Genomic DNA, 21,274 nt, shown 5'->3' with positions numbered 1-21,274 from the left:
GCCCATATAATGGTACATAGCGTAAAAGTCGAGTTCATAAATAATTTATGAAAAATTTTTGTTTTGTAAAATTTCATGTTTTTGAAGAAATCGTTTCATAGTTCAACCCTCATTTTTGGGGAGCGTCTGAGGTGTGCATTTTGTGGGTACGGCGGTCCGCGCGAGCCAGGTTCTGGGCGGACATCCAGGATTTTTCTAAAAGAATAGGTGGAGATATTCAGAATCCCTTGAGGGTTCCTTCTCCATGATCTAACGATGGGTGGAGTGGAATAGCCAATTCTGACGGGATTCCATGCCGTTTTCATATCAGAATGGTCAGGAAATTCCATTGCCTTCCATGGGAGATGCTTTTCTCCCTGAATGGAGGAACGATTCGAAAAAATCACGACCATGCCTGTGATCAAAAATACAAAACCAATCATCGAAATGCCAACCATTGAACCGAAGTTATCAGCCACCACTCCAAAGGCCACCATGCCCCCGCTGGCCATGGCCATGCTCGCAGTATTGATTAAAGTAAACACTCGACCCATTAAATGGTTGGGGGTCGTTTCTTGGATGATAGACCAGGCAATGGGAGTGAAGGCAGCCGTACTGGCCCCAATAAGGGTCACAAGGATAAAGCCCCATACGATTGAGTGTGAATGAGCCAATAATTGCAGCGCACTTCCGCCCACGACCATTGAAACGGCCATGAGGAAGGTTCGACTCGTCCGTCCCAATTTCTGCACGCAACCCAAACCAAAGGAGGTCGCAAGCATTCCTGCTCCCATAGCAGACCACAGCCATCCCAACCATAGAGGATCAGCTTCGATGTGATCGTTGACGAAAAGTGGAAGCACATAAATAAAGGCGCTGGCTCCCAAGGTATAAAAGACCGTTGTAATGAGGAGAACGCGAAGCACGGGTTTTTCTTTAAACACAAATCGCATTCCGACAACCAGGTCCTGACTAACTTTCGAAGTCGCATGCGGAATTCGGGGAGCGGTTGTCAACAAATGACCTTTGATCGGCAATAGGCACAAGGCGGATAACAGAAAGGTTGCCGCATCTATATAGAGAACATTCTGGGTGCCAAGCCATGCAATCAAGACTCCGCATATGGCCGGCCCGATGAGTATGCCAATATTTGTGGTGGATTGAAGAAGGGAATTGGCGGACATGAGTTCAGAGGGTTTGACGATAAGGGGCAGAGAAGCAGCCAAAGCCGGCCCGAACGCGGTGGAAAAGATGGCTGTGAAAAACACCAAAATAAACAGCACTTCCAGAGTCAGGGCATCAAAAATATACAGAACAGGAATGAGTGCAATTAAAAAAGCTCGAATGACATCAAGGATCACCATCACGGGTTTTTTAGGCAATCGATCTAAATACACACCTACGACCGGGCTCAGGACTAGCGGGGGGATCGTTTGCAATAGACCGATGATCGTCATTTTCAAGGCTGATCCCGTTAGTTGGTAAACAAACCATAAAAGAGCCACTTTAGTTAACCCGTCCCCAATTTGTGAGACCGCCTGTGAAGCCCATAGCATGCGGAAGTTTTGATTCCTAAACAGATCCCATCTATTGGGTACGGTGTCTGAATTATTAGAGGTAGCCATGATTTTCCTGGTATTCACAAACTGAATCCCCATATATGCGTGAAAGCAACTAAGCCTAGAAATTTACGATTGTTTTACAACCCTTTAATGAAGGTTGGTATGTCTCCTCCGGGGCGCCCAATAGATTTTCATAGGCACTTAGGTAGTCTTGAACCATTCGTTCAACGGTAAACCGTTGTTCAAAGGCCAGTCGGCAAGGTTGACGGTCAAGAGAGGAGATGCAGGGCACGGCTTTGATCATGTGTTCCATGGTGTCACAAATGAACCCTGTATACCCGTCATCGATTATTTCGGGAACGGAACCTCGACGATATGCTAAAACCGGTGTGCCGCAAGCCAATGCCTCAATAAAAACCAAGCCAAAAGGTTCTGGCCAATCGAAGGGTGCGACTAAAGCATAGGCATTGCCTATTAAGTCATTTTTTTGGGCATCGGTGACTTCGCCCACGAATTCCACCAAGGGATCCGATAAAAGGGGTTTAATGACGGTACGAAAATATTCCTGGTCAACAGGATCGACTTTCGCGGCTATTTTTAAAGGCATGCCCACGCGTTTGGCAATTTCAATAGCATGATCGGGTCGTTTCTCAGGAGTTAATCGGCCGACAAAAACGAGGTAAGAACCTGAATGAGGATGAAAGCTATACAGGTTTTTGGGTAAACCATGGTGGATGGTTTGTTGCCAGTTTGCCCAGGCCAGAGGGTTCCGTTGTGCATTGGAAATAGAAATAAGAGGACAATCAAAAAACTCAGCAAAAACCGGTTTCAGTTCGGGAAGGTCCAGGCGGCCATGAAGTGTGGTGAGGACTGGAGTTCCACACCGTCTGGCCAAGGGAAAAGCTAGGAAATCCAAATGAGAATGAAAGAGGTCGAATTGGTGGGCGGAGGAAAATGTTTTTTCTAACATCAAGGTAAAAGGAGCCTGAGGATTGGAGACCCCATTAGTTTTTCTGAGACCTTCCCGACACATTGGTTCCAGCCGTGCATTAGTCTGAGAATCACCAGAAGCGAACAGAGTGACATCATGTCCCTGACGAACAAGTTCTTCCGTTAAATATGAAACAATCCGTTCGGTTCCTCCATATTGTTTTGGTGGAACACTTTCAGCCAAGGGAGCCAATTGGGCGATTCTCATGGGAAACTCCTTTCTAGGAAATGACAAAATTTAAGAAAAGACAGTCTGGGGAAACTTGTCAGTGTTGTATTCGTCTAGTTAGCAAACTTGATGCCGACAATTTTTTTAAATGAGGGTAGGTCTAAAGGTTGATTGTTTGTAATTTTTTTGTAATAAAATAAATCGTTCAAAGAAAAAGTGAGGTCGGATCAGAAAGGAAAATGTAAAAACTACCAAAGGCCGTGTAAGGGTTACACGAATAAGATTAAAGTTATAAATTTGTGAAAACTGGAGGCGGAAGGGTTTTCGAAGCTTGGGAAATATTGTTGATGGTGGTTGATGCGTGTCAGGAAGAATCGCGAAGAATAACCAAAGAGACAGGATACGGTTTCTCCATACAGACAGTTTATTCAGGACAGACAAGATGAATTTTTTTTTGTTAGATGAGACATAGATCGCATCCCTGCCGCAGCTACTCATTAGAACCAGAAATTTTTTCCTCCTCTGTTATCATTCAATTGTAGTAGTCCTTTCCCAACGTTCCTTTCCTAATTTGAAAAGATTTAGATGACATGTAAATGAAGGAAAATTCTGTGGTGAACTCCATTGGTATATGATTTAAAAATTTTGAGGGAATGATGGCAATCTGCACGTGACCATCCTAGACCGCATTCCCAATGTTAAATCTGAACGAATTGGACCGATTGTCTGCCATCGCATAGATCCATGGGACAGGAACCGCCCCAAGTGCAATGATGCATGCATAATGTCCATTTCAGTTTTCAAATCGGTAGGAATTACTCGAGTTTCTGTAATTTTTACTTCATTATTTCCTCATGAAACTCACTGGAATAGAATTTCGTCTCTCCAACTCTTTTGAAATACGATGAAAAGTAAGGAAATTTAAATTGTGGCTAAAGGAATGTGTTTTGGGCCCACCTTTTGCTTCAGAATAAATAAGAGTGAGTCAGAAGGATGAATGTGGATCCAACATACAGGAATGAATCAGAGAAAGGAGGGCGTGATGACTATAGCGGGAATGTCTGCAACAGGGTATGCAGCAGTTAGAGATATCGTGCCAACGCATATGTCGATGTATCAGGTTCATTCAAAGGGCGATTCTGTCATGATGGACATTTTATCCAATCATTCTGCAGTGGCTCCTGTGGTCGACGAGGATGGTCATTTGCTGGGATTCATTGGAGAGTCAGAAATCCTTAATGCCTTGCATGTTGGGACAGATATCAGCCAGGTAAATGTTGAAGACATTATGACAGAAGACCGGACTTCAACAGTAACGGAAATGACCCCAATTTCTGAGGTCGTCACACTATTTCAGGAAGATGAATTACAGATAATTCCAATCACCCGGGACGGATGCGTAATCGGTTCCCTGACTCGACATGATCTTATTCGAGCCTTAACCGGAGCTGGGTTAGGCGTAGAAAATAAGTAAGAAGGATTGACCGAAAAGAGAGCGTATGTTTGAGGGCGGTTTTATTGTAAATAAGGGTAGCACGTGTTCGTAATTGTTTTATCCATAAATAAATAACCCAACAAAGAAGGAGTATGGAAATGAAATCACAACAATCAAGTCTTCATTTATTTGGTATGGTTGCTTGTTTGGCTAGCGCCTGCCTATTGTCGCCGGTGGCTGTTTTTGCACAGGAAGGTTCCTCGGAATCTGCACAACAGGAAATGGTTCGAAAAAACCTCGAACCTTTTGCCGGAGCTTACAAAGAAGTCTCGGAAATAAGTAGCACATATACACAGCGCATTTCACAATCCGAGCCTGATCAAGCTGATGCGTTGCAGGAAGAAGCAAACCAAAAATTGACCCAGGCTGTCGCGAATCATGGGTTTTCTGTTGAAGAATACAATCTTATTTTTCACACGATTCAAACTGAGCCTGAACTTCAGGAGGAATTTATGATTGCACTGCAACGAGGGCAGTGAACCATGAATCCATCCATCAATGTCTCGATCATGATCAAACGTAGACCCACATAGTTTCACAGGAAAGGGAAAACCTGAAGGGAGGAAAAGGCATGATGATAACTTTTCAAAGGTTTATCATATTAAGTTTCATATTCACGACAGGTTTCATCGTGGGATGTTCTGAGTCATCCAGCGAAAAGAGTAATCCCGAGCCTAAGAGCCAACATGCCGGATTCACTGCCAATGTAGATGGCGCTGTTCATGCCGAAATATTGGGAGACGGAATTGTGACCTACCTGCCGCCAAAGGAACGTACTGTAACCGGAAATCGTCCAGGGTACTATATGCTTGTAAACAACCTACCTCGAGATGTTATAGAAGAAAGAGAATTCTTCATTATTTTTCGGATCCCTGATGGAGCTCAGCCTGGCCACTATAACCTGATGACTCCGGACCCTCTTAAGGTAGGTCAGAATTTTGATGTACAGGTAGAAGCAGTTGAAAAAGGACAATCCATTGAGTACCAAAACAATACGGAGGGAACAATTACTTTGGATAACTTCTCTCCTGACCGATCATCTCCAGAAGCCAGCACAATAAAAGGCACCTTTCAATTTGTCACAGAGAACAATGCGGGCGAAAGGGTTTCTATAAATGGAACTTTCGATTTTCCTACCGAAAAGAATGTGGTTTCTCTGGATGTAGGGTATTCTTTCAGGGAAGTTTTAATGGCCTGAGGGAACGAAGCCTACTTACTGGGAAACACACGCCATTTTTTAACTTTGTTTTCAGGCTATCAGAAAAAAAATGGCGAGGAAGGGGCAGGTTCCAGAGATATGAAAAAGGAAGTACATGTGACGAATAGCTACTCGAAAGACATTTGATGGCTACAATCTCTATTGGCGGAACAGGCCTGTAGCGGTTAGCATCGGCAGGGTTTGGTCCTATTGTTAGGTTATTCACGGTCAAAGGGGCAGAGGCTTTCCCCTGCATTTTATAAGGTTCTTCTGATGAAGCATTCGATTAAGACGATAACCATGATTGGCAAAAGACTTATTGGATTTCCATCCGATCCATTGATCAGTGGGAAATTCTAATAAGATTTTGCCCTGCAATTCCTATCTGATCAGTATGATGATTGAGGTGGATTGCACGGAAAAATTTTGGGATCGTGACTGATATTCGTCTGTTCCAGGTCGTTTACCCTTGCATTCACTAAATGAGCTGGGAGAAGAAAACATCGTGGTTCTCAGCTCCACAACGGCGGTGCCAACATTTATGGGCAAAAATGCCTGATTCAAGAAACACATCCACCTCGTCTTCTACAAAGTCAGGGAACCCTGATCCCCTTTTTTTAGTCTCTAATTGCGAAAAGAAGTTCTTAAGGTGATTTTGCACCGCATTTTTGATTAAATAATTGAATTTTTGTATCTTTCACCTCCCTTCCAAAGGCATTGGTTTTTTCTATTACCAGGAGGCGAATATGATGATTTCGCAATGGCGTAGTGCTTTCTTTGCGACAGCCTTCCTGTCCTCTATACTGTTACTGATTCCATTTGCTGAGTCCAAGTCAGGAAATGGAAACGGCCATGGGCATGACGTTCGCGGGCGCGACCGTGATAAGCACGGGCATGGCCATGGGCACGGTGACAAGATCCGCTACGAGTTGTGGGGGAGCGACCAGTCGAACTCCGTGGCTGGCGAGACTGGGCTTGGCCTGAACGGGAGCTTCGTATGGATTTGGCATAGCGTCGACGTGAAAAAGCAAATCAAGGGTGGCTTAGTAGCTCAACCCATCCCCTGCGCCGGAACCAGTGCGCCATGTGATACGAACCTCGTTTTTCCCGCGGCCCTCGCTGAGTATAACGAGTTCAACAATCCGACCGGGAGCACACGCCCACTCACTGGCCGCCTGCATTCGTCGTTCATCGATCCTCAGCGCAAATACGCCCTGCTGAGTTTCTTTGCGCCAGGTGGGGGGATGATCGGAGTCATGGATGGTGAGACCAAGGAGGGGATCGCTCTGTTCCGTGCGACTCAAACCGGCACAGGTCGCACCAACCACATGAGCTTTTGGCGGTTTGACGGGCTTGCAATCCTCGTGTGTAATCTCGATGGCAGAATCGTCGAGCGGATCGACGTCACCCGTGACAACAACGGCAAGATCACCGGGTTGACCTACAACATGGATGCGGCTCTTGGCGTCGGGAAGGGCCAGACTACCGTGGTGGCGCCGCGCGTGTATCTCGGCAACAACGCGATTAATAACCCGCTGATCGGCAGCATCCAAGCCGGATTGCCGGACTTTAGCGACATGACGCCAAACGGGTTCTGCAAGGAGAACGACTGCACGACGGGCTCGAACGGATCGGCCGGTGGCCGGCCAAACAATGCGATTCTCTGTCCCATTCCCGCCTACGACAACTCCCTCATCTACGTGACGCTAGCCGGCGGCGGCCTGCTGGTCGTTGATTCAGCCGCGACCCCGATGGCGATTGTCGGCGAATACGGCAACGAGGTGATCAACGGCGCGGGCTGCGCCGGCGCCCAGGCCAACGGCCTCATCCACCTTGATGCTGGTGTCGCGGCTTCGCCGGCAGGAGCTACCCACTCGACGTTTACCGTCTACACGTTGCGACACGCGAGCTTCCCGTGCGGCTCTTCGCACAACGCGGAAAATACGCCTGTCCCCGTTGTCGCGTTCAAGGATGCCACTAACACTGCGACCAACGGCAACATCGGTGGAATGGATCCCAACCCGACCGGCCAGTTGCCGGGTGTCACCACCCGGCGCGATGCTCACGGCGTGGTCGCCACGGTCGATGAGCGATTCGTCCACACTGGTGACCGGATCCGCAATAACGTCGAGGTGGTCAAGACGATGGGCCGGTCCAAGAGGAAAGAGACCTACGACCTGACATCGGCCAATGGCAATGGTCGGGGCATCGGTCCCTGCGCCGAAGCCAGCGTCGGGGACGACCCCGGGATGCCACTGAACGACCCGGCGCCTGACCTGATGTCCCGTAGCCCCAACGGCGACTACCTGTTCATCGCGTTTCGTGGGCCGGCCCCGATCACCGCCAACCATGCTGCACAGGGCAGCTGTCCAGGGGTAGGCGTGGTCCGACTCGAGGAGGGCGGCAAAAGCGGCAAACTCGTGGCCGTGCTGCGGGCGACCAACACCACGGATACCGCGCCGGCTGGCGCGCCGCCGGGCGGCCATGCCTATATCGGGCAGGAGCGGGCCGACATGCATTTCGTGGATGTGCGGATCCTCGACTAGCGAGGTCCCTCGCCTGTTTCACGTAGTCACCGAAGCATGTAGAACTTGGGAAATCCGTGGTTCGAGGAAAAGTATTTCCTCATACACAAGGTAAATAAGGTAGGAAGTCCGTGCTATCTATTGTTGCCGTATGACTAACCCGGCATCCTAGTCTGCTGTCAGCGGGACGAGTCCCTTTTCTTTTGTGTTTTTAATGGGTTCAATGAAGTCGTCAGTATAGGAGTTGATCATCTCATTGCCGGACTTCCGGCAACGTTTCTCACACGAGGACCCAAAAAAAATGAGAAGACGCTGATGATGACAGAAAATCACCGGATGACTGCATAAGGCCATACTGTTGGAGTGAATGAATTTTCATGACCTATTGCTCTTTCTTGAGCGCAGCAATGATTGATGTAGCCATTCACTCGATGCCATGGTGTTCTACCTTTTCTTGCGCATAGAGCGCACCCCTTTGTGCCTGTGATCCCACCCACTCTTCACCGCACGTATCCCTATCCTCTTATTCCGGTCTCTTCGTCCGCTGGGTTTTAGTCCTGTGCTCCGACCATTTCCCGTCGCACGTTTTCTTTAATTGACATGCCCTGAGTGAAACTGGAGTCTTTTTCTTCCACTTTGGTCATTTTTCACATCACGGGCTTTGAGAATGGTCGCATCGACCGTTTCTCCGCAATTGAGACATCTCAACACCTCGAGATGGTGAAACTGACCGTCGAGATTATAAATGCTATCTCGCACTAACAGCCCTTCACACCGTTGGCATTTCATTGTCTTCTCTGCAATCATCTGCTCAGTCGTCATGAAGATGTGTCCTCCTTTTGGAAGCGTTGACTTGCACCTTAGGTCTCCTGCTAGTTAAGATAAGTAACTAGTTACTAAAGTAAAGTAGATACCATAAAGTAACCATGAAATTGCCACCAAGTTCATTCGGCTGTCCGCTGGACTCTCTTCTTCGTGTTCTTGCCGGGCCGTGGACGATTTACATCCTTTGCCGTCTGCATAACAATGGAGAGACCCGTTTTGGCCAGCTCAAGCGCCAAATGCCTGGCATTTCATCGAAAATGTTGACTGAGCGGTTGCGATCGTTGGAGAAGGCTGAAATTATCTTCCGTCACCAGGCTTCGACTATTCCTCTCCAGGTGATCTACGGACTCACGACTGAAGGTCGTGAACTCACCACCATTCTTAATCAAATCAATACGTTGGCTGGTCGATGGCAGGGCCAAGAGACGAAGCCGGCGAGCACCACCATTCAGGTGAAAAAAACAAAAAGAAGAACCATGGTAGCTAACGATCCCGAAATACCCCCTCTGAGAAAGGCAAGAAACACACGTAAAAGTTAGGTGATCTTTGCTATCGCCACAGGTTGGTTGGACTTGGACATTCACCGGACATGAGGGGATGTGAGATATTTCTGCTTTAAATAGGTTCTGAAAGTCACCCGCTAGGCATTCTTCCTCAACCAAACACTCCCTGGAATGCGTGTTTATCGTCGGCAGGATCTGGAGGTCGTAAGAAGGGGATCCAGCACGAGTGGGAGGGCATCTCTGGCGGCCTCAACCCGAACGGCTTTTGCTGGAATTTTCCCGGAGCTGAGTGTTTTTCTTGTGGAAAATGATTACACCCGAGATCGAGAGGTAGCGAAATTGATGAATCTGAAAATGACTGTGGTTCTTTCCTCTTGGATATCCCCGCATCATCCGGGTTTTGAAGCGTCATTTCCGCTCCCGATTTCAAGAAGGACCGATAGCCGGTTTAGCTTTTTTCAACCCGAACAAAGTGAAAGTTAATTCCGCCGCTGATGCCCTGGTTGTCGGGGTCAGACGGCTCATACGTTGCCACGGAAAAATTTTCTGTGGGCAACGCGTCCTGGAGAGCCAAGCCGAAATCCTCCAGGGTGGTCACCTCGACAGAATTGATCTCCTTGATGAGGGCCCGGGGTTTTATTCCAGCAAGGGCCGCAGGTTTTCCCCCGATCACCTCAAAGACGACCACGCCTTTTGCACGCTCTAAGCCCAGGAATTCCCGTATCTCTTCGTCCACTTCTCCGACGATGATGCCGAAGTCTTCTCCCAGCTTAATGGCCTGTTCCTTGGTCATAGCCTGGGAAGCCGGTTCTGCATGAACTAGATAGGGGGTTCCCAACGAGAAAGTCAGGATCATGCCCACAATCGCACCCTGGCCAACATGAGCTATCATTCCGGCAACCTGGTGGATCCTATGTTGGATAGTCGGACAAATCATGTTCACCATTACCTCCCTGGTATCCGTACAGACTCTTGAATAATTTGATTTCCCCGAGGAAACCGACAGACTATTCCGGTCGAATTCATGAAGAACGTTGTTTGGGAACACCCTTCACGACGAGTATATTCCTGGGATGTCGCGTCAGGCTTCGTGTGAATACCGGGATCATTTTGGGGGTCAAGAACAATCCCCACAGAGAAACGGCCATAATTATGCCTGTCAGTAAATGCTGGTAGGCACTCTCTCCGATGATTTCTGTCATTGGCAACTCCTTTTCGGGTTCTTTACGCAATCCATTCGGAATGGCAAAAATGAAGTGCTCAGACAAGCACACCTTCTTGTTTTGCTGGCATTGTACTCTTTTCCCCTTGACGGGTTATCAGAAGACTGAGATCGACGACATGACCGCAATTAAGGCATCTTCCCATTTCAATTTCTAAAAATTGTCCGTCCACGTTAAAAATACTGTCTCTCACCATGAATCCTCTGCAGCGTTCGCATTCTCCCATTTTGTCACCTTTATTAAGATTATAACCCTTTTTGTTTTTGGCCTGTTTCATAAGTTAAGATAAGTAACTAGTTACTAAAGTAAAGTAGATACTGCAAGGTAACTATTTGAATGCCTGGAACGTCCTTCGAAGCCCAACTGGACTTCATCCTGTTGCCCCGAGGAGCTTGGATCGTTGGGATTCGGGACCGGCGGCATAGGAACGGGAAGATCGGTTTGAAGTGCTCAACCGCCAAGCGTCAAGTATGCGGACGGAAATTTAACGAACCGTTCAGATGAATGTACTGGCCAGTCTGTGGTAGGGATTGCAGACCAAGGTGGCCAACTTCAACCTTTGAGGGCAGTGTGACGATCCTGATGTTGTATGATTCAGATAGGAAATAATCTAATGGGATTAATTAAAGATGGAGGGATGAAGCAAAACCCTTATGGGGGAACCCTAGCTTTTGTGTTGATTTTGGCCTTCTCAATCGTTGAACCCGGTCACACCGGGACAATACAGAAGGGTGATCAACCCGACGCCCTGCCACCCTCCGTAGAGCAACTTCAACAGGGCAAAGCCTTATATGAGGGGCTTGCCAGGTGTATGCATTGTCATGGCCAGATCGCCGTGCGACGACCCCTAAGTAAGCAAGAACTTTTCTCGATTATCAAATTGGGGGTGCCGGGGACATCTCATATGCCTTTTAAGCATCTGCTTTCAGATGAAGAGATTTGGGCCATCGTTTATTATCAACTCCATGACGGCTGCATGAATGGCTGTGCCAAGAATCCACCTTGAATTGAGCGGTTTCTACTTCTACTGGCAACGGGTGATTGAGGATGAAAATGGGTCAATCTCCCTCCAGATTTTTGTTCCAATTGACGTATTGGTCTGATGTGAGCGCCCGTCGGCATGTGTATTGGACGACGGATTCCTTTTGTATGGTTGGGGTGGGATTATCCAGACGAAGGGTATTGTTCAATCGGTGAAAGAAAATCCCGGACAATTCTATCGGTTACTGTGTGAAAATCTAAACTCCATGTGTCAGACCATGTCTGAGGCATGCTGAGCGTTTTGCGTTCTCTTTCACTCTTGCGTCATTCCCGTCCATCATATTCAGTCATCCCTGCCATTATAGGCATTTCGATAAAATTCCGATTGGTTCGGATGGGAAAACACCGGGATGTCCTAGTTTTAGTCGTGTAAGGTGGTCGAGCCCTTATCCCTTAATACAGATTAACGGGCGCATTTTCGCTACCTTACGCGCCAAGCCCGCTTGTTCAGCCGCATCGACCACAGCGGTGACATTTTTATACGCACCCGGCGCTTCTTCGGCGACCCCTCGCGCGGAAGGACTTCTGATGAGGATCCCTTGCGCCGCTAATTCTTGAATCACTCTTTGACCTTTCCATTGGCGAGTGGCTTGATGACGACTCATACTGCGTCCTGCTCCATGGCAGGCGGACCCATAGGCCAGACCCATGCCTTCTTTTGTGCCGACCAGCAGATAGGAGGCTGTTCCCATGGTTCCACCGATGAGGACCGGTTGACCGAAGGCTTGGAGGTCGTCTGGGATGTCAGCATGTCCCGGCCCGAACGCACGCGTGGCGCCTTTGCGATGGACAAAGACGCGCTGGCTCCGGCCGTCGATCTGGTGCTCCTCCACTTTGCAGGTGTTATGTGACACATCGTATAGCAGGGGTAAGCCCGCCTGAGGAAAGATTTCTGAAAATGCCTGACGGACTAAATGGGTGACAATTTCCCGATTGGCTAAGGCGCAATTCATCGCCGCCCGCATCGCCCCTAAATATTCCTGGCCCAAGGGGGAGTCGATCGGGGCACAGGCCAATTCGCGGTCCGGTAACGTAATGCCATATTGGCTTGCCGCCACCACCATTTTCTTGAGGTATTCAGTGCCGATTTGATGCCCAAGCCCTCGAGAGCCGCAATGAATGCTGACCAGAATATCTCCGCCGTGGATGCCGAGCTTTTCGGACAAGGGATCGTGATACGTTTCCACGACTTCTTGAATTTCCAAATAATGATTCCCTGACCCTAACGTACCCATTTCGTCCTGCTGGCGCTTCTTGGCATGGTCAGACACGCACGCGGGTTTTGCCCCGGTCATGCAGCCGTGTTCTTCAATGCGCGATAAATCCTTGGCTGTCCCATAGCCTCGTCGGATGGCCCATTGGGCACCGCCGGCGAGCATGTCATCCATTTCCTTGGGTTTCAGGTGCAATCGACCTGTGCTCCCCACGCCAGCGGGTACCCGCGCAAATAAGAGGTCCGCCAGTTTTTCTTGCACGGGAGTGATATCGTCCGCGCGCAAACCCGTATAGAGGGTCCGTACGCCGCACGAGATATCAAACCCGACCCCGCCGGCAGACACCACGCCGCCCTGTTGAGGGTCGAAGGCGGCGACTCCGCCTATCGGAAACCCGTATCCCCAGTGAGCATCGGGCATGGCAAATGAGGCTTGGACAATTCCCGGGAGGGTGGCCACATTGACGACCTGTTCATAAACCTTCAGGTCCATGTCGCGAATGAGTGATTCATCCGCGTAAAGAATTCCCGGCACGCGCATCTTTCCCTTTGGAGGAATGTGCCACTCATACGGAGAGACTTGCGATAAAAGATTCAGGTCCATACGAGTTGTCGCAAGTAAGAAAAGTGAATCATTCGGCACGCTGGCATAGTCGGTTCAGCATGCATGCCATGTTCAACTCACGTGACTAGACGTCAACGACACATTGGGCAACCCAGCCGTTTCCCTCAATCTGCCGGACAGACAGCTCGGTATACGTCGCCCCTTTTATTTCTACGGCGGGTTCATGTTTCATGCGATCAACCGGTTCCCCATGAGCGGTGCCTTCCAGGTGTTGATCGGTGATTGTGACGTCAAACCGGCTAAAAACCATACGGCGGGATGCCATATCATAGATGAGGGCATTCAGCCAATCGACCAGTAAGAGCTCATCATCCGGCGCTTCGCAGGTGAAATGGTGTTCAACCCGAGCAGCCACCCGTTGGGGATCTGTGACCACAGCCGTCAGTGCTAACGCGGCCTGTTCAAAGGCTTGGGGTTTCGTGATTCCAAAACCACGAATCCCCATATCTGCATCATGGGGAAAATGCTCCCACCCTGTTGAAGGCTCAAAGTTGTCCATGAGTGGCATGACTCTGTTGTCATCCTGAGCTTATAGCGAAGGATCTGTGCCCAGGTTGACGGCGCCACAGCCCAGCCACATCCTTCGGTGGACCTTGCCTTAAGCTTAGCCGAATGGGTCAGGAGAACAAAGAGCGGGAATGCATCTGCCTTTCATTGCTGCTTAATCCAGCAGGAAAGATATGTTCGCGTTAATTCGATATTTGGTGATCTTGTTATTTTCTACTTTGGCTTCCATGTCCTTAATGTAAATCGATTTTATACCGTGAACACTTTTGGCGGCCTGGGTCACGGCGTGCGAAGCCGCATCTTCCCAGCTCTTGTCTGATTCGGCTAACACCTCGATCACTTTTAACATGTCCGACATGGCTAATCCTCCTTGATGTGAAAATGAATGGTGGACATCCGACCTGGCTACATTCGTTGAGTTTTTACCCGTGAGTCTCTGGTAAAGGGAGAAGGTTGGCGATGGGGTTAAATGGAGCAAGGAATCTGATATATCGCAAGACATCCCAGCGCTCATCTTCCGTCAGCCGCTCTGACCACCCATGCATAGGAGAAAATACAGCTCCATACGTGATCACATTCATTAATTCCCAATCGGTTTTTGATCGTGATTCCAAGGAGTGAAAATTTGCGGGCTGTACCAACAAGAATTGGGTGTCAGGCCCATCACCGGCCCCTTTTACTCCGTGACAATTCGCGCAATGTTTTTCAAACAGGACTTTCCCATTTTGAGGGTTGCCTGGAACTTCTTGGCTTAATGCCAGAATGGGCCAGGCCATTATGAGGATGAAACTGAACAAACCAAGGTATTTCTGTGGTTGATACATCATGTCCTCCTGCTTGTTTATCTGTAGGGATGTGGATTGCTTGGCATCTATGAACGGTCAGAACCTTCACGGTCATTTTTATGGCTCCTGAATAGATTCCAGGTACGACAACAGTTGCCAGATTCGCCCTCGTACTTGGTCGGCCCACTCAGTTTCAATCGAGACTTCATCATCCGGTATCCGGAACCATACTCCAAACACCGGCATATCACGCGTGCCATGACTCGGAATGTGATCGCGTCCATCGATCGTGCGGTACGCCTGCCAAAAGGGGAATGAGCCCCCATGGTTGGCTGATAACCTGGTCAGATCCGCTGGCTTGGGCTTCAAAGACTCAGAAAGAGGGCCATCCCCCTTGGCCTGGGTTCCATGGCAGGATGCGCAAAATTTTTGAAAGAGCTGCCTGCCTCCGGCTATCACATCCTGTTCCTGGGCCCATCCCGAACTCATTCCCATGCCCATAACAAGCAATGTGAGGCTCCCGTACCGCAGGAGAGGTCTAAGAAAATAATTCATTGGGTATCCTTTGCGTGATTGAAACATTCAGTCAACCTCTTGAGGGAGCCGGGTGCTGACAGCGTGTTGACGTGGAGCGCGATTTGCCAAAGTTTGCGGATCAGAGATTTCTCCACAATTCAGGCATCGCCATTCATGAATCCAAACAGTGTGATGAACATTCTCCAGATTCAGACAGGCATCAATGACCATCAAACCATGACAGCGAGGACATTCCATTGCGTCACCTCCTGCAGGCAGGGTGTTGTTTAAGCAATAAATGAGTGGAGTGTTCCATTTGAGTCTTTCAACCAACTTTCTGGAAGAATGCCGTTTCGGTTCCCTCATGAATGAGAAGGTAGTATCAAACTTTGTGCCAGGTACCGATTTGTGGTCCTTAGGAAAAGGTTTCCAGAAGAGTGGATTGGAGAAAGGGAATCGTATCCTGTTGAAATGGTGGAGAAACCTGGAAGGCCGTGAGGAAGAAAATGTGAAAGAAAATGCTTAGTGGATCTGGACCTGCTTGATTGAAAGTGAGGAAAGATGGGAAGTATTCACAAGAATAGCTAAAGGAAGTGTAGCATCTTTCCCCACACCTCTAGAATTGGTCGTCCCAGTCTTCCTCATCGATCGATATCTGCATGGGATGAATGAATGGCTCCGATTGGTCTGCAGAGGATCAACATGGACCCATTTTTTACCTCCGTCATCTCAACTGTAGCCAGAGGGATCTATCCGATGGGCGGTTTAGGCGGACTCTCAAAAACAGATGTTGGGAATGACGGTGGCGGGAGGGCTATAAGATGAAAACAATAGGCCATGCCAACAGGAAAATCACGAGCGAGGAACTTGGATGACCGATAGGTTGGTACTAACGATGACCTGAAAACCCTAAAGCGCTGTACCTTTTTTCTGGAAATGAATATGATTCGACTTTCGTGAAGGTGTGTATCCAACTTATCCCTAAGGAAAACCTTTGATGGCTAATTCAACAAGGGCCACGAAATCCCAGGGGCCATCCGAATTACGAGCCAAGATAAAGCCTTCTGTAAGGAAGGCCACTCCTCTGAGCACCGTCGGGACAGAATCGAACGTGTCACCATCAATTCTCAAATTTCCCTTCCCGTTTGAAAAAGGCCTCGTTCTTTTAAAGCTCTGGAGCGTCCCTCGGACTTTCCGATCCTGGGGGTTTAGCCTTAGATTGGGTGAATTCCTCCCGTTATCCTTTTGGCTATGAGGTTATGCTGGGAGACAACTCAATACCATTTCGGTTTCGAGGGGCTAGCACAGTTTTGAGTCGTAGCCGAGGATGTGACGATGCAGGAATGAATTGAAATTGCGCAGGATGAGCAAAAGGACTTGATGACGATGGTGGTGTGTGGGGTGGCGATCGTCAGCACTGATGAAGATGAGCGGATAGTGCTGTTTAACGAGGCGGCTGAGACCATGTTCGCTGTCCGGCCTCTAAGGCTATTGGGCCGACAATTGACCGATTGGTTCCAGCCAGATTTCGAGCCGCCCATCACCCCATGCATCAACTTTTTAATCAGGAGGCGGCCGTCTCCTGTCAAATGGGTGTTGCAAAAGAGATTTCTGTACTTCGGACTAACGGAGAAAAAATTCCCGTTGAGGTCTCCATTTCCCAAATTGAGGTGCAGGAAAAGGAAAAAGGAAAGAAACTTTTTACGGTGGTGCTGCGTGACATTACAGAGCGTCGGCAAGTTCAGGACGCGCCGGAGAAAGAGCAACAGTTTGTCTCTAATGTATTGGAGCCAGCGGGAGTGCCAACATGATTTTCCGATACGCACTGCTCCGGCATGACAGCATTGCGGATGGCTTCCCCATATTGGGCATCCTGACCCATTCGGCAAAGCTCAGGGCAAGGTCTACCGAAGGATCTCGTTGAGCCGTGGCCTCGTCACTCTGGGCACAGATCCTTCCCCCCGGCTCAGGATGACCTATCCTTTGGTCCTCCCCACCGGTGGTTAGCGGGGAGCCATCAGGGGAATTTCAAAGAAAGATTCCCGATAAAAAATGGCAGGAAGGATAAAAAGATGAGCAAAGCCAGGCTAATTTCACGATACACCCTGTTGGGAAAAACAGCGGGGGGATGGATTTCCCTTACAGGATGTTGAGAATGACAGGAGGGGAGGGAATCACGCAAGAGAAGAAGGAGTTGGCAATGTCTATACGATTACGCCAAAAGCAGTGCAGCGTGAGGCTTAGGCTATGGTGACCCGACCTCGTGTCCTATTAGCTGATGACCATTCATTGGTCTTGGAGGGCCTGGCCAAATTGGTCACGGATGACTGTGACCTTGTCGGGAAAGTGGAGGATGGAAGGGCCCTTCTTCAGGCCGCTCAAAAGTTGGAACCGGATGTGGTTGTCTTAGATATTTCCATGCCCAAATTGAATGGACTGGATGCGGGCCGTCAACTGAAGAAATTACTTCCATCAATCAAGTTGATTTTTCTGACAATGCATGCGGATCCGCTCTATGCGAAGGAAGCCTTTCAAGTCGGGGCCTCCGGTTTTCTCTTGAAACGTTCTGCGGCTTCCGAATTGATGCTCGCCATTCATGCGGTCATGAAAGGGCAGTTTTATGTAACGCCGGCGATTGCCAAAGATTTCTTGGGTATGTTCACCCAGGAAATGTCGATTCCTCAGGCTGAGACGAACGCTCTGACGCCACGGCAGCGGGAAGTGCTGCAACTCATTGCCGAAGGCCACAGTACGAAAGAGATGGCGGCGATGTTACATGTGTCTCCCAAAACCATTGAGTTTCACCGAGCCAAGATTATCCGGGAATTGAACTGTCAAAGCACGGCGGAATTAACGAGGTATGCTATTACCCATGGTCTCGTGTCTCCGGAATAAAGGATTGGTGAATTTTTTTGACCAGGGATGTTTCCCTTGAGAACTAGGGGTTTCCCTAATGTAGATTTGCCTGCGCTTGTATATATTACCCTCTCCAAAAGGGTATTCAGTTTCTGAAGGGTCAAGATGCCGATCTCACATCCTTATCCATACTCATGTAACGGGAATTCTTCAAGGAACCTTCCCCGTATTGTGTTGGCGGATGACCATCCCATGGTCCTGGAAGGGGTGGCAAAGCTTGTGGAGGAGTTCGCTGAGGTCGTGGGAAAGGTGGAAGATGGACGAGCGCTGCTTGAGATCGTTTCAGACCTGAAACCGGATGTGGTGGTGATGGATATTTCCATGCCGAGTTTAAACGGTCTGGAATCCGCTCGTCATCTCCAAAAACTTATTCCTCACTGTAAAATCATTTTCCTGACGATGCATGCGGATTCTTCCTATATTACTGCGGCGTTCGAGGCCGGGGCTTCCGGCTACCTTTTAAAGCGGTCTGCCGGATCAGAACTTAAGCAGGCTGTGCAATCGGTGTTGGCAGGCCATAAGTATGTCACCCCATTAGTTCTGAGAGGGGATATTTCGCCTCAGAAACCACAGGAAATGTTGATACCATCGTTGAACCAGCTCACTCCCCGTCAACGGGAAGTCCTGCAGTTAATCGCCGAAGGTCGTTCCACCAAAGGGATTGCCACGCTTCTCGACATTTCCGTTAAAACGATTGAATTTCATCGATCCAAAATCATGGAAACCTTAGGGATGCATTCGATCCCGGAGTTGACCAAGTTTGCGTTTGCCCACGGCCTGATTGTGAAGTAGCCGATTCCGATCATCCCTTCCCACTTCATCCTAGGATTTTTTCCAGAAAGGACTAGGGTTCTCCTAGTTCTTTTTTTTTACTCCGGTCGGTACTTTACACACTCACCTTAGCTGCCCAATTTCCCTCAACCGATAGTTTCATGGTTGAAACCGATGTAAATAAGAGGCCCTCTGATGAACCACCTTTCTTCATCTTCCCCTCTGGCGAAAGATCTGATGAATTCCGATGCCGTCCCTCTCCGACCCGGGGTCTTCCGGAAAGACCTGATTTTGCAATTCCTCTCAGGTCAATACAGCGGATGGCCGGTGGTCGATTCCACCGGCAAAATTTTGGGGGTCGTGGCAGAACTCCGTCTGTTACAAGCCTGTTCTCGCTTGAACTCTCTGGATGAACTCAGAGTCGAAGACACCATGACCACTCCGGTGTATCTTTATGAGGATGATCCGCTGGATGTGGTTCTGAAGGTAATGATTCACAGGCAGCTTCTGAGGATGCCTGTAGTTTGTGATCGGAATCTTGTCGGAGTCATTTCCCGTGGGGATGTTTTACGGCATTGTCTCCCGTTATCCTCGTCTTCCTCCCGATTCGTGTTTTCCTGCCCCTGGTGTGAACGGGTTCATGATCCCTCGGATGGCCTGACCGGGACAGAGGGATGGCGAGATTTGCCCTCATATTTGTCGATGCATCATCGCACATTTTCTGAGGTCGACCTTTCACAGACCTATTGTTCTTCTTGTCTGCAATTTCTTCAGGCGCTCAAAACCACATCCCCCGGTGTGTCGCGTGACGAGACGGAGGCCCAGGCTCAGGAGGTCCGTCCATGTATGTTGGTGGTCGATGATGATCCTTCAGTGGCCAGGCTGTTGGATCGGGCGCTTCAGGAATGGGGATATGAGGTGGTTATTGCGAGAAATGGGCGGGAGGGCCTGGATGTGGTGGGTTGCCGTTCCGTGGATGGGATTTTACTGGATACACACATGCCCATTATGGATGGGCGGACCATGCTGGATGAATTACGATGGTTGGGACATCAGATGCCGGTGCTCATGATGTCCGGGGCGTCGGAGGAACAATCCCTCCGACGGCTGTTGCAAGAAGGTGCTCAAGGATTTTTCCTCAAACCGTTTCATCTCGCTTCTCTCCAACAAGCCTGTCGCAAGATCTTTCAAAATGATGACGCCAAGGCACAGGCCTTTTCTCGTTTCGATGTGGCTTGATTGAAGGCGTGCATCTGGCTAAAGGTGAGGGAGTCAATGGAGGTATTGGCATCCTTTAAAAGGTGGTACCCATGAATGCAGATAAGGCCAGTCGTGTGGATGGAACCCTCGGAACCTGGAAGAGGGAAGTTTGCGCGCATCAACGCGTGGTGGGCGAACATGTCAATGAACAAGGTGAAAAAACGGGGCGTGTGGTCTGTCGGGAATGTGGTGAGGTCATCAATGAACAGGTGGGAGCCTGAAATCGCCTGAGAGGAATGCCATCTTGTGGAGCGTATAGAAAGGAGAAGGGCCGTGATACTTCTTGTGACTCCGGAAGTTGAATTTTCCAAACAAATGGCCAATTGGTTGGAAGCCAAAGGCTATCCGGTGAAGTTGGCTTTTCAAGGGGACAAAGTGTTGGCAAGGGTACGTCAAGGGAATCCTGAGCTTATTGTCGTCAATCTGTATTTAAGAAATCCCAGCGGACTTGAAGTCTTGCGGCAGCTTCGCGCGGAGGGGTACGCAGGAAAAATTATTGTGTTAGCCAGTAAATCCACCAGCACCGAAATTCCCCAGTCATTGTTTTTTGGCGTCCATCATGTCCTTGGACTACCGATGTCTTTAAACCTACTCATTTCATCTGTCCATTTGGCAATTGGTCCCTCTGCCAAACACGAAGGTCAGGTGACGAGATAGATCAAATCCTAGGCCCATTTTGCCAACATGGCATGAGTCCCCGATCCGTTCTGAACTGGTTGCAAAGAGGGAGTTGGGTGCTCTTCTTGATTCAGTCCATCTGTTATAGCTCAGTTGGAGTGAGAGGAATCAAGGAAATTCAAGTAGGAAATTGAGCCATGGAAGATCAGATCCCAGTTTCGAACGGGCATGCAGAGCCACAAAGTCTGCCCGCTTCTGTTAGTGAGAATCAGAAGATGACGCGTGGTACCCCTTCTGAACCCCTGGAGGTCCAAATCGCCAATCGCGCCCATGAGATTTCCCGGATTGGAGGTGGGGATCATGGCGCGAGTCTAGCCAATTGGTTGCAAGCCGCAAGGGAGATTTTGTCAGAGGAACCTGAAAGGCCTCAATGGAGTGCCTAAAGCCTGTGTGTTTGGCTCGACAGTGTTAATTGAGCAGTCATCCTCATCGCGGGCACTCAGTCATTTTTAACTTGAAAATTCCCCGTTAGCTTGCTACGGGGAATTTTCAA

23 protein-coding genes are annotated in these 21,274 nt (G+C 49.1%); 13 read left to right on the top strand and 10 right to left on the bottom strand.

The genetic code is table 11. From position 1 onward, the window contains the following. Positions 1-95: 95 nt before the first annotated feature. Together AAH187_RS02955 and AAH187_RS02950 are read right to left on the bottom strand one after the other, a co-directional pair. A complete protein-coding gene (locus AAH187_RS02955) occupies positions 96-1,604 on the bottom strand; it encodes an MFS transporter (RefSeq protein ID WP_342346939.1) in 1,509 nt (502 codons plus the stop codon). Between the two features lie 55 nt (positions 1,605-1,659). Next, the gene (locus AAH187_RS02950) at positions 1,660-2,739 is read right to left on the bottom strand and encodes a glycosyltransferase family 4 protein (RefSeq protein ID WP_342346938.1); all 1,080 of its coding nucleotides are present in this window, start codon (positions 2,737-2,739) and stop codon (positions 1,660-1,662) included. Between the two features lie 1,003 nt (positions 2,740-3,742). On the opposite strand from AAH187_RS02950, the gene AAH187_RS02945 reads away from it, so the two are divergent. The 4 genes from AAH187_RS02945 (at position 3,743) to AAH187_RS02930 (ending at position 7,939) form a co-directional block, all read left to right on the top strand. Further along, positions 3,743-4,174, top strand: coding sequence for a CBS domain-containing protein (locus AAH187_RS02945; protein ID WP_342346937.1), 432 nt, complete (start codon positions 3,743-3,745; stop codon positions 4,172-4,174). Positions 4,175-4,293: 119 nt separating this feature from the next. Further along, positions 4,294-4,674 (top strand): DUF4168 domain-containing protein, encoded by a 381-nt coding sequence (locus AAH187_RS02940; protein WP_342346936.1) that lies wholly within the window; start codon positions 4,294-4,296, stop codon positions 4,672-4,674. A 92-nt stretch (positions 4,675-4,766) separates the two neighbouring features. Beyond that, positions 4,767-5,393, top strand: coding sequence for a hypothetical protein (locus AAH187_RS02935; RefSeq protein WP_342346935.1), 627 nt, complete (start codon positions 4,767-4,769; stop codon positions 5,391-5,393). 746 nt (positions 5,394-6,139) lie between these two features. Then, complete coding sequence (locus AAH187_RS02930) at positions 6,140-7,939, top strand: hypothetical protein (RefSeq protein ID WP_342346934.1); 1,800 nt, start codon at positions 6,140-6,142, stop codon at positions 7,937-7,939. A gap of 570 nt (positions 7,940-8,509) precedes the next feature. Here AAH187_RS02930 and AAH187_RS02925 read toward each other — a convergent pair. Beyond that, positions 8,510-8,740, bottom strand: coding sequence for a hypothetical protein (locus AAH187_RS02925; RefSeq protein WP_342346933.1), 231 nt, complete (start codon positions 8,738-8,740; stop codon positions 8,510-8,512). Between the two features lie 104 nt (positions 8,741-8,844). Here AAH187_RS02925 and AAH187_RS02920 point away from each other — a divergent pair, with 104 nt between their 5' ends. Further along, positions 8,845-9,282, top strand: a complete 438-nt coding sequence (locus tag AAH187_RS02920; protein ID WP_342346932.1) for a helix-turn-helix domain-containing protein — start codon at positions 8,845-8,847, stop codon at positions 9,280-9,282. A 412-nt stretch (positions 9,283-9,694) separates the two neighbouring features. Here AAH187_RS02920 and AAH187_RS02915 read toward each other — a convergent pair whose 3' ends face one another. Continuing rightward, positions 9,695-10,138, bottom strand: a complete 444-nt coding sequence (locus AAH187_RS02915) for a PDZ domain-containing protein (protein ID WP_342346931.1) — start codon at positions 10,136-10,138, stop codon at positions 9,695-9,697. Between the two features lie 130 nt (positions 10,139-10,268). Then, positions 10,269-10,448 (bottom strand): hypothetical protein, encoded by a 180-nt coding sequence (locus AAH187_RS02910; RefSeq protein WP_342346930.1) that lies wholly within the window; start codon positions 10,446-10,448, stop codon positions 10,269-10,271. A gap of 634 nt (positions 10,449-11,082) precedes the next feature. Here AAH187_RS02910 and AAH187_RS02905 point away from each other — a divergent pair. After that, the gene (locus tag AAH187_RS02905) at positions 11,083-11,475 is read left to right on the top strand and encodes a cytochrome c (RefSeq protein WP_342346929.1); all 393 of its coding nucleotides are present in this window, start codon (positions 11,083-11,085) and stop codon (positions 11,473-11,475) included. A gap of 421 nt (positions 11,476-11,896) precedes the next feature. Here the strand turns inward: AAH187_RS02905 and AAH187_RS02900 are convergent, their stop codons facing one another. From AAH187_RS02900 to AAH187_RS02880, 5 genes are all read right to left on the bottom strand, one after another. Further along, a complete protein-coding gene (locus AAH187_RS02900) occupies positions 11,897-13,258 on the bottom strand; it encodes an RtcB family protein (RefSeq protein ID WP_342346928.1) in 1,362 nt (453 codons plus the stop codon). 154 nt (positions 13,259-13,412) lie between these two features. Next, positions 13,413-13,856 carry an archease gene (locus AAH187_RS02895; protein WP_342346927.1) on the bottom strand — a complete coding sequence of 148 codons (444 nt, stop codon included), beginning with the start codon at positions 13,854-13,856 and terminating at the stop codon, positions 13,413-13,415. A 153-nt stretch (positions 13,857-14,009) separates the two neighbouring features. After that, on the bottom strand, positions 14,010-14,213 hold the full coding sequence (locus AAH187_RS02890) for a dodecin family protein (RefSeq protein WP_342346926.1): 204 nt from the start codon (positions 14,211-14,213) through the stop codon (positions 14,010-14,012). A 64-nt stretch (positions 14,214-14,277) separates the two neighbouring features. Continuing rightward, positions 14,278-14,682, bottom strand: coding sequence for a cytochrome c (locus AAH187_RS02885; RefSeq protein ID WP_342346925.1), 405 nt, complete (start codon positions 14,680-14,682; stop codon positions 14,278-14,280). Between the two features lie 75 nt (positions 14,683-14,757). Then, the gene (locus AAH187_RS02880) at positions 14,758-15,195 is read right to left on the bottom strand and encodes a cytochrome c (RefSeq protein ID WP_342346924.1); all 438 of its coding nucleotides are present in this window, start codon (positions 15,193-15,195) and stop codon (positions 14,758-14,760) included. A 1,451-nt stretch (positions 15,196-16,646) separates the two neighbouring features. On the opposite strand from AAH187_RS02880, the gene AAH187_RS02875 reads away from it, so the two are divergent. From AAH187_RS02875 to AAH187_RS02845, 7 genes are all read left to right on the top strand, one after another. Further along, positions 16,647-16,967 (top strand): PAS domain S-box protein, encoded by a 321-nt coding sequence (locus AAH187_RS02875; RefSeq protein ID WP_342346998.1) that lies wholly within the window; start codon positions 16,647-16,649, stop codon positions 16,965-16,967. Positions 16,968-17,403: 436 nt separating this feature from the next. Next, positions 17,404-18,051, top strand: a complete 648-nt coding sequence (locus AAH187_RS02870) for a response regulator transcription factor (protein ID WP_342346923.1) — start codon at positions 17,404-17,406, stop codon at positions 18,049-18,051. Positions 18,052-18,243: 192 nt separating this feature from the next. Then, positions 18,244-18,864, top strand: coding sequence for a response regulator transcription factor (locus tag AAH187_RS02865; protein ID WP_342346922.1), 621 nt, complete (start codon positions 18,244-18,246; stop codon positions 18,862-18,864). Between the two features lie 174 nt (positions 18,865-19,038). Continuing rightward, on the top strand, positions 19,039-20,082 hold the full coding sequence (locus tag AAH187_RS02860; protein ID WP_342346921.1) for a response regulator: 1,044 nt from the start codon (positions 19,039-19,041) through the stop codon (positions 20,080-20,082). Between the two features lie 71 nt (positions 20,083-20,153). Further along, the gene (locus AAH187_RS02855; protein ID WP_342346920.1) at positions 20,154-20,324 is read left to right on the top strand and encodes a hypothetical protein; all 171 of its coding nucleotides are present in this window, start codon (positions 20,154-20,156) and stop codon (positions 20,322-20,324) included. A gap of 52 nt (positions 20,325-20,376) precedes the next feature. After that, a complete protein-coding gene (locus tag AAH187_RS02850) occupies positions 20,377-20,760 on the top strand; it encodes a response regulator (protein ID WP_342346919.1) in 384 nt (127 codons plus the stop codon). A 158-nt stretch (positions 20,761-20,918) separates the two neighbouring features. After that, entirely contained in the window at positions 20,919-21,164 is a 246-nt protein-coding gene (locus tag AAH187_RS02845) for a hypothetical protein (RefSeq protein ID WP_342346918.1), read from the top strand. Positions 21,165-21,274 lie beyond the last annotated feature (110 nt).

The organism is uncultured Nitrospira sp., from assembly GCA_902500695.1.
GTDB lineage: Bacteria > Nitrospirota > Nitrospiria > Nitrospirales > UBA8639 > Nitrospira_E.
This window is presented reverse-complemented; position numbering and strand designations above follow the sequence as displayed.

What these genes read in the sequence shown, in the direction of transcription:
- AAH187_RS02945 (WP_342346937.1), top strand. Translation starts at nt 3,743, where the DNA reads ATGACTATAGCGGGAATGTCTGCAACAGGGTATGCAGCAGTTAGAGAT.
- AAH187_RS02955 (WP_342346939.1), bottom strand. Translation starts at nt 1,604, where the DNA reads ATGGCTACCTCTAATAATTCAGACACCGTACCCAATAGATGGGATCTG.
- AAH187_RS02915 (WP_342346931.1), bottom strand. Translation starts at nt 10,138, where the DNA reads ATGATAGCTCATGTTGGCCAGGGTGCGATTGTGGGCATGATCCTGACT.
- AAH187_RS02950 (WP_342346938.1), bottom strand. Translation starts at nt 2,739, where the DNA reads ATGAGAATCGCCCAATTGGCTCCCTTGGCTGAAAGTGTTCCACCAAAA.
- AAH187_RS02895 (WP_342346927.1), bottom strand. Translation starts at nt 13,856, where the DNA reads ATGCCACTCATGGACAACTTTGAGCCTTCAACAGGGTGGGAGCATTTT.
- AAH187_RS02870 (WP_342346923.1), top strand. Translation starts at nt 17,404, where the DNA reads ATGGTGACCCGACCTCGTGTCCTATTAGCTGATGACCATTCATTGGTC.
- AAH187_RS02860 (WP_342346921.1), top strand. Translation starts at nt 19,039, where the DNA reads ATGAACCACCTTTCTTCATCTTCCCCTCTGGCGAAAGATCTGATGAAT.
- AAH187_RS02880 (WP_342346924.1), bottom strand. Translation starts at nt 15,195, where the DNA reads ATGAATTATTTTCTTAGACCTCTCCTGCGGTACGGGAGCCTCACATTG.
- AAH187_RS02910 (WP_342346930.1), bottom strand. Translation starts at nt 10,448, where the DNA reads ATGACAGAAATCATCGGAGAGAGTGCCTACCAGCATTTACTGACAGGC.
- AAH187_RS02940 (WP_342346936.1), top strand. Translation starts at nt 4,294, where the DNA reads ATGAAATCACAACAATCAAGTCTTCATTTATTTGGTATGGTTGCTTGT.
- AAH187_RS02930 (WP_342346934.1), top strand. Translation starts at nt 6,140, where the DNA reads ATGATGATTTCGCAATGGCGTAGTGCTTTCTTTGCGACAGCCTTCCTG.
- AAH187_RS02935 (WP_342346935.1), top strand. Translation starts at nt 4,767, where the DNA reads ATGATGATAACTTTTCAAAGGTTTATCATATTAAGTTTCATATTCACG.
- AAH187_RS02905 (WP_342346929.1), top strand. Translation starts at nt 11,083, where the DNA reads ATGGGATTAATTAAAGATGGAGGGATGAAGCAAAACCCTTATGGGGGA.
- AAH187_RS02845 (WP_342346918.1), top strand. Translation starts at nt 20,919, where the DNA reads ATGGAAGATCAGATCCCAGTTTCGAACGGGCATGCAGAGCCACAAAGT.
- AAH187_RS02855 (WP_342346920.1), top strand. Translation starts at nt 20,154, where the DNA reads ATGAATGCAGATAAGGCCAGTCGTGTGGATGGAACCCTCGGAACCTGG.
- AAH187_RS02890 (WP_342346926.1), bottom strand. Translation starts at nt 14,213, where the DNA reads ATGTCGGACATGTTAAAAGTGATCGAGGTGTTAGCCGAATCAGACAAG.
- AAH187_RS02925 (WP_342346933.1), bottom strand. Translation starts at nt 8,740, where the DNA reads ATGACGACTGAGCAGATGATTGCAGAGAAGACAATGAAATGCCAACGG.
- AAH187_RS02885 (WP_342346925.1), bottom strand. Translation starts at nt 14,682, where the DNA reads ATGATGTATCAACCACAGAAATACCTTGGTTTGTTCAGTTTCATCCTC.
- AAH187_RS02920 (WP_342346932.1), top strand. Translation starts at nt 8,845, where the DNA reads ATGAAATTGCCACCAAGTTCATTCGGCTGTCCGCTGGACTCTCTTCTT.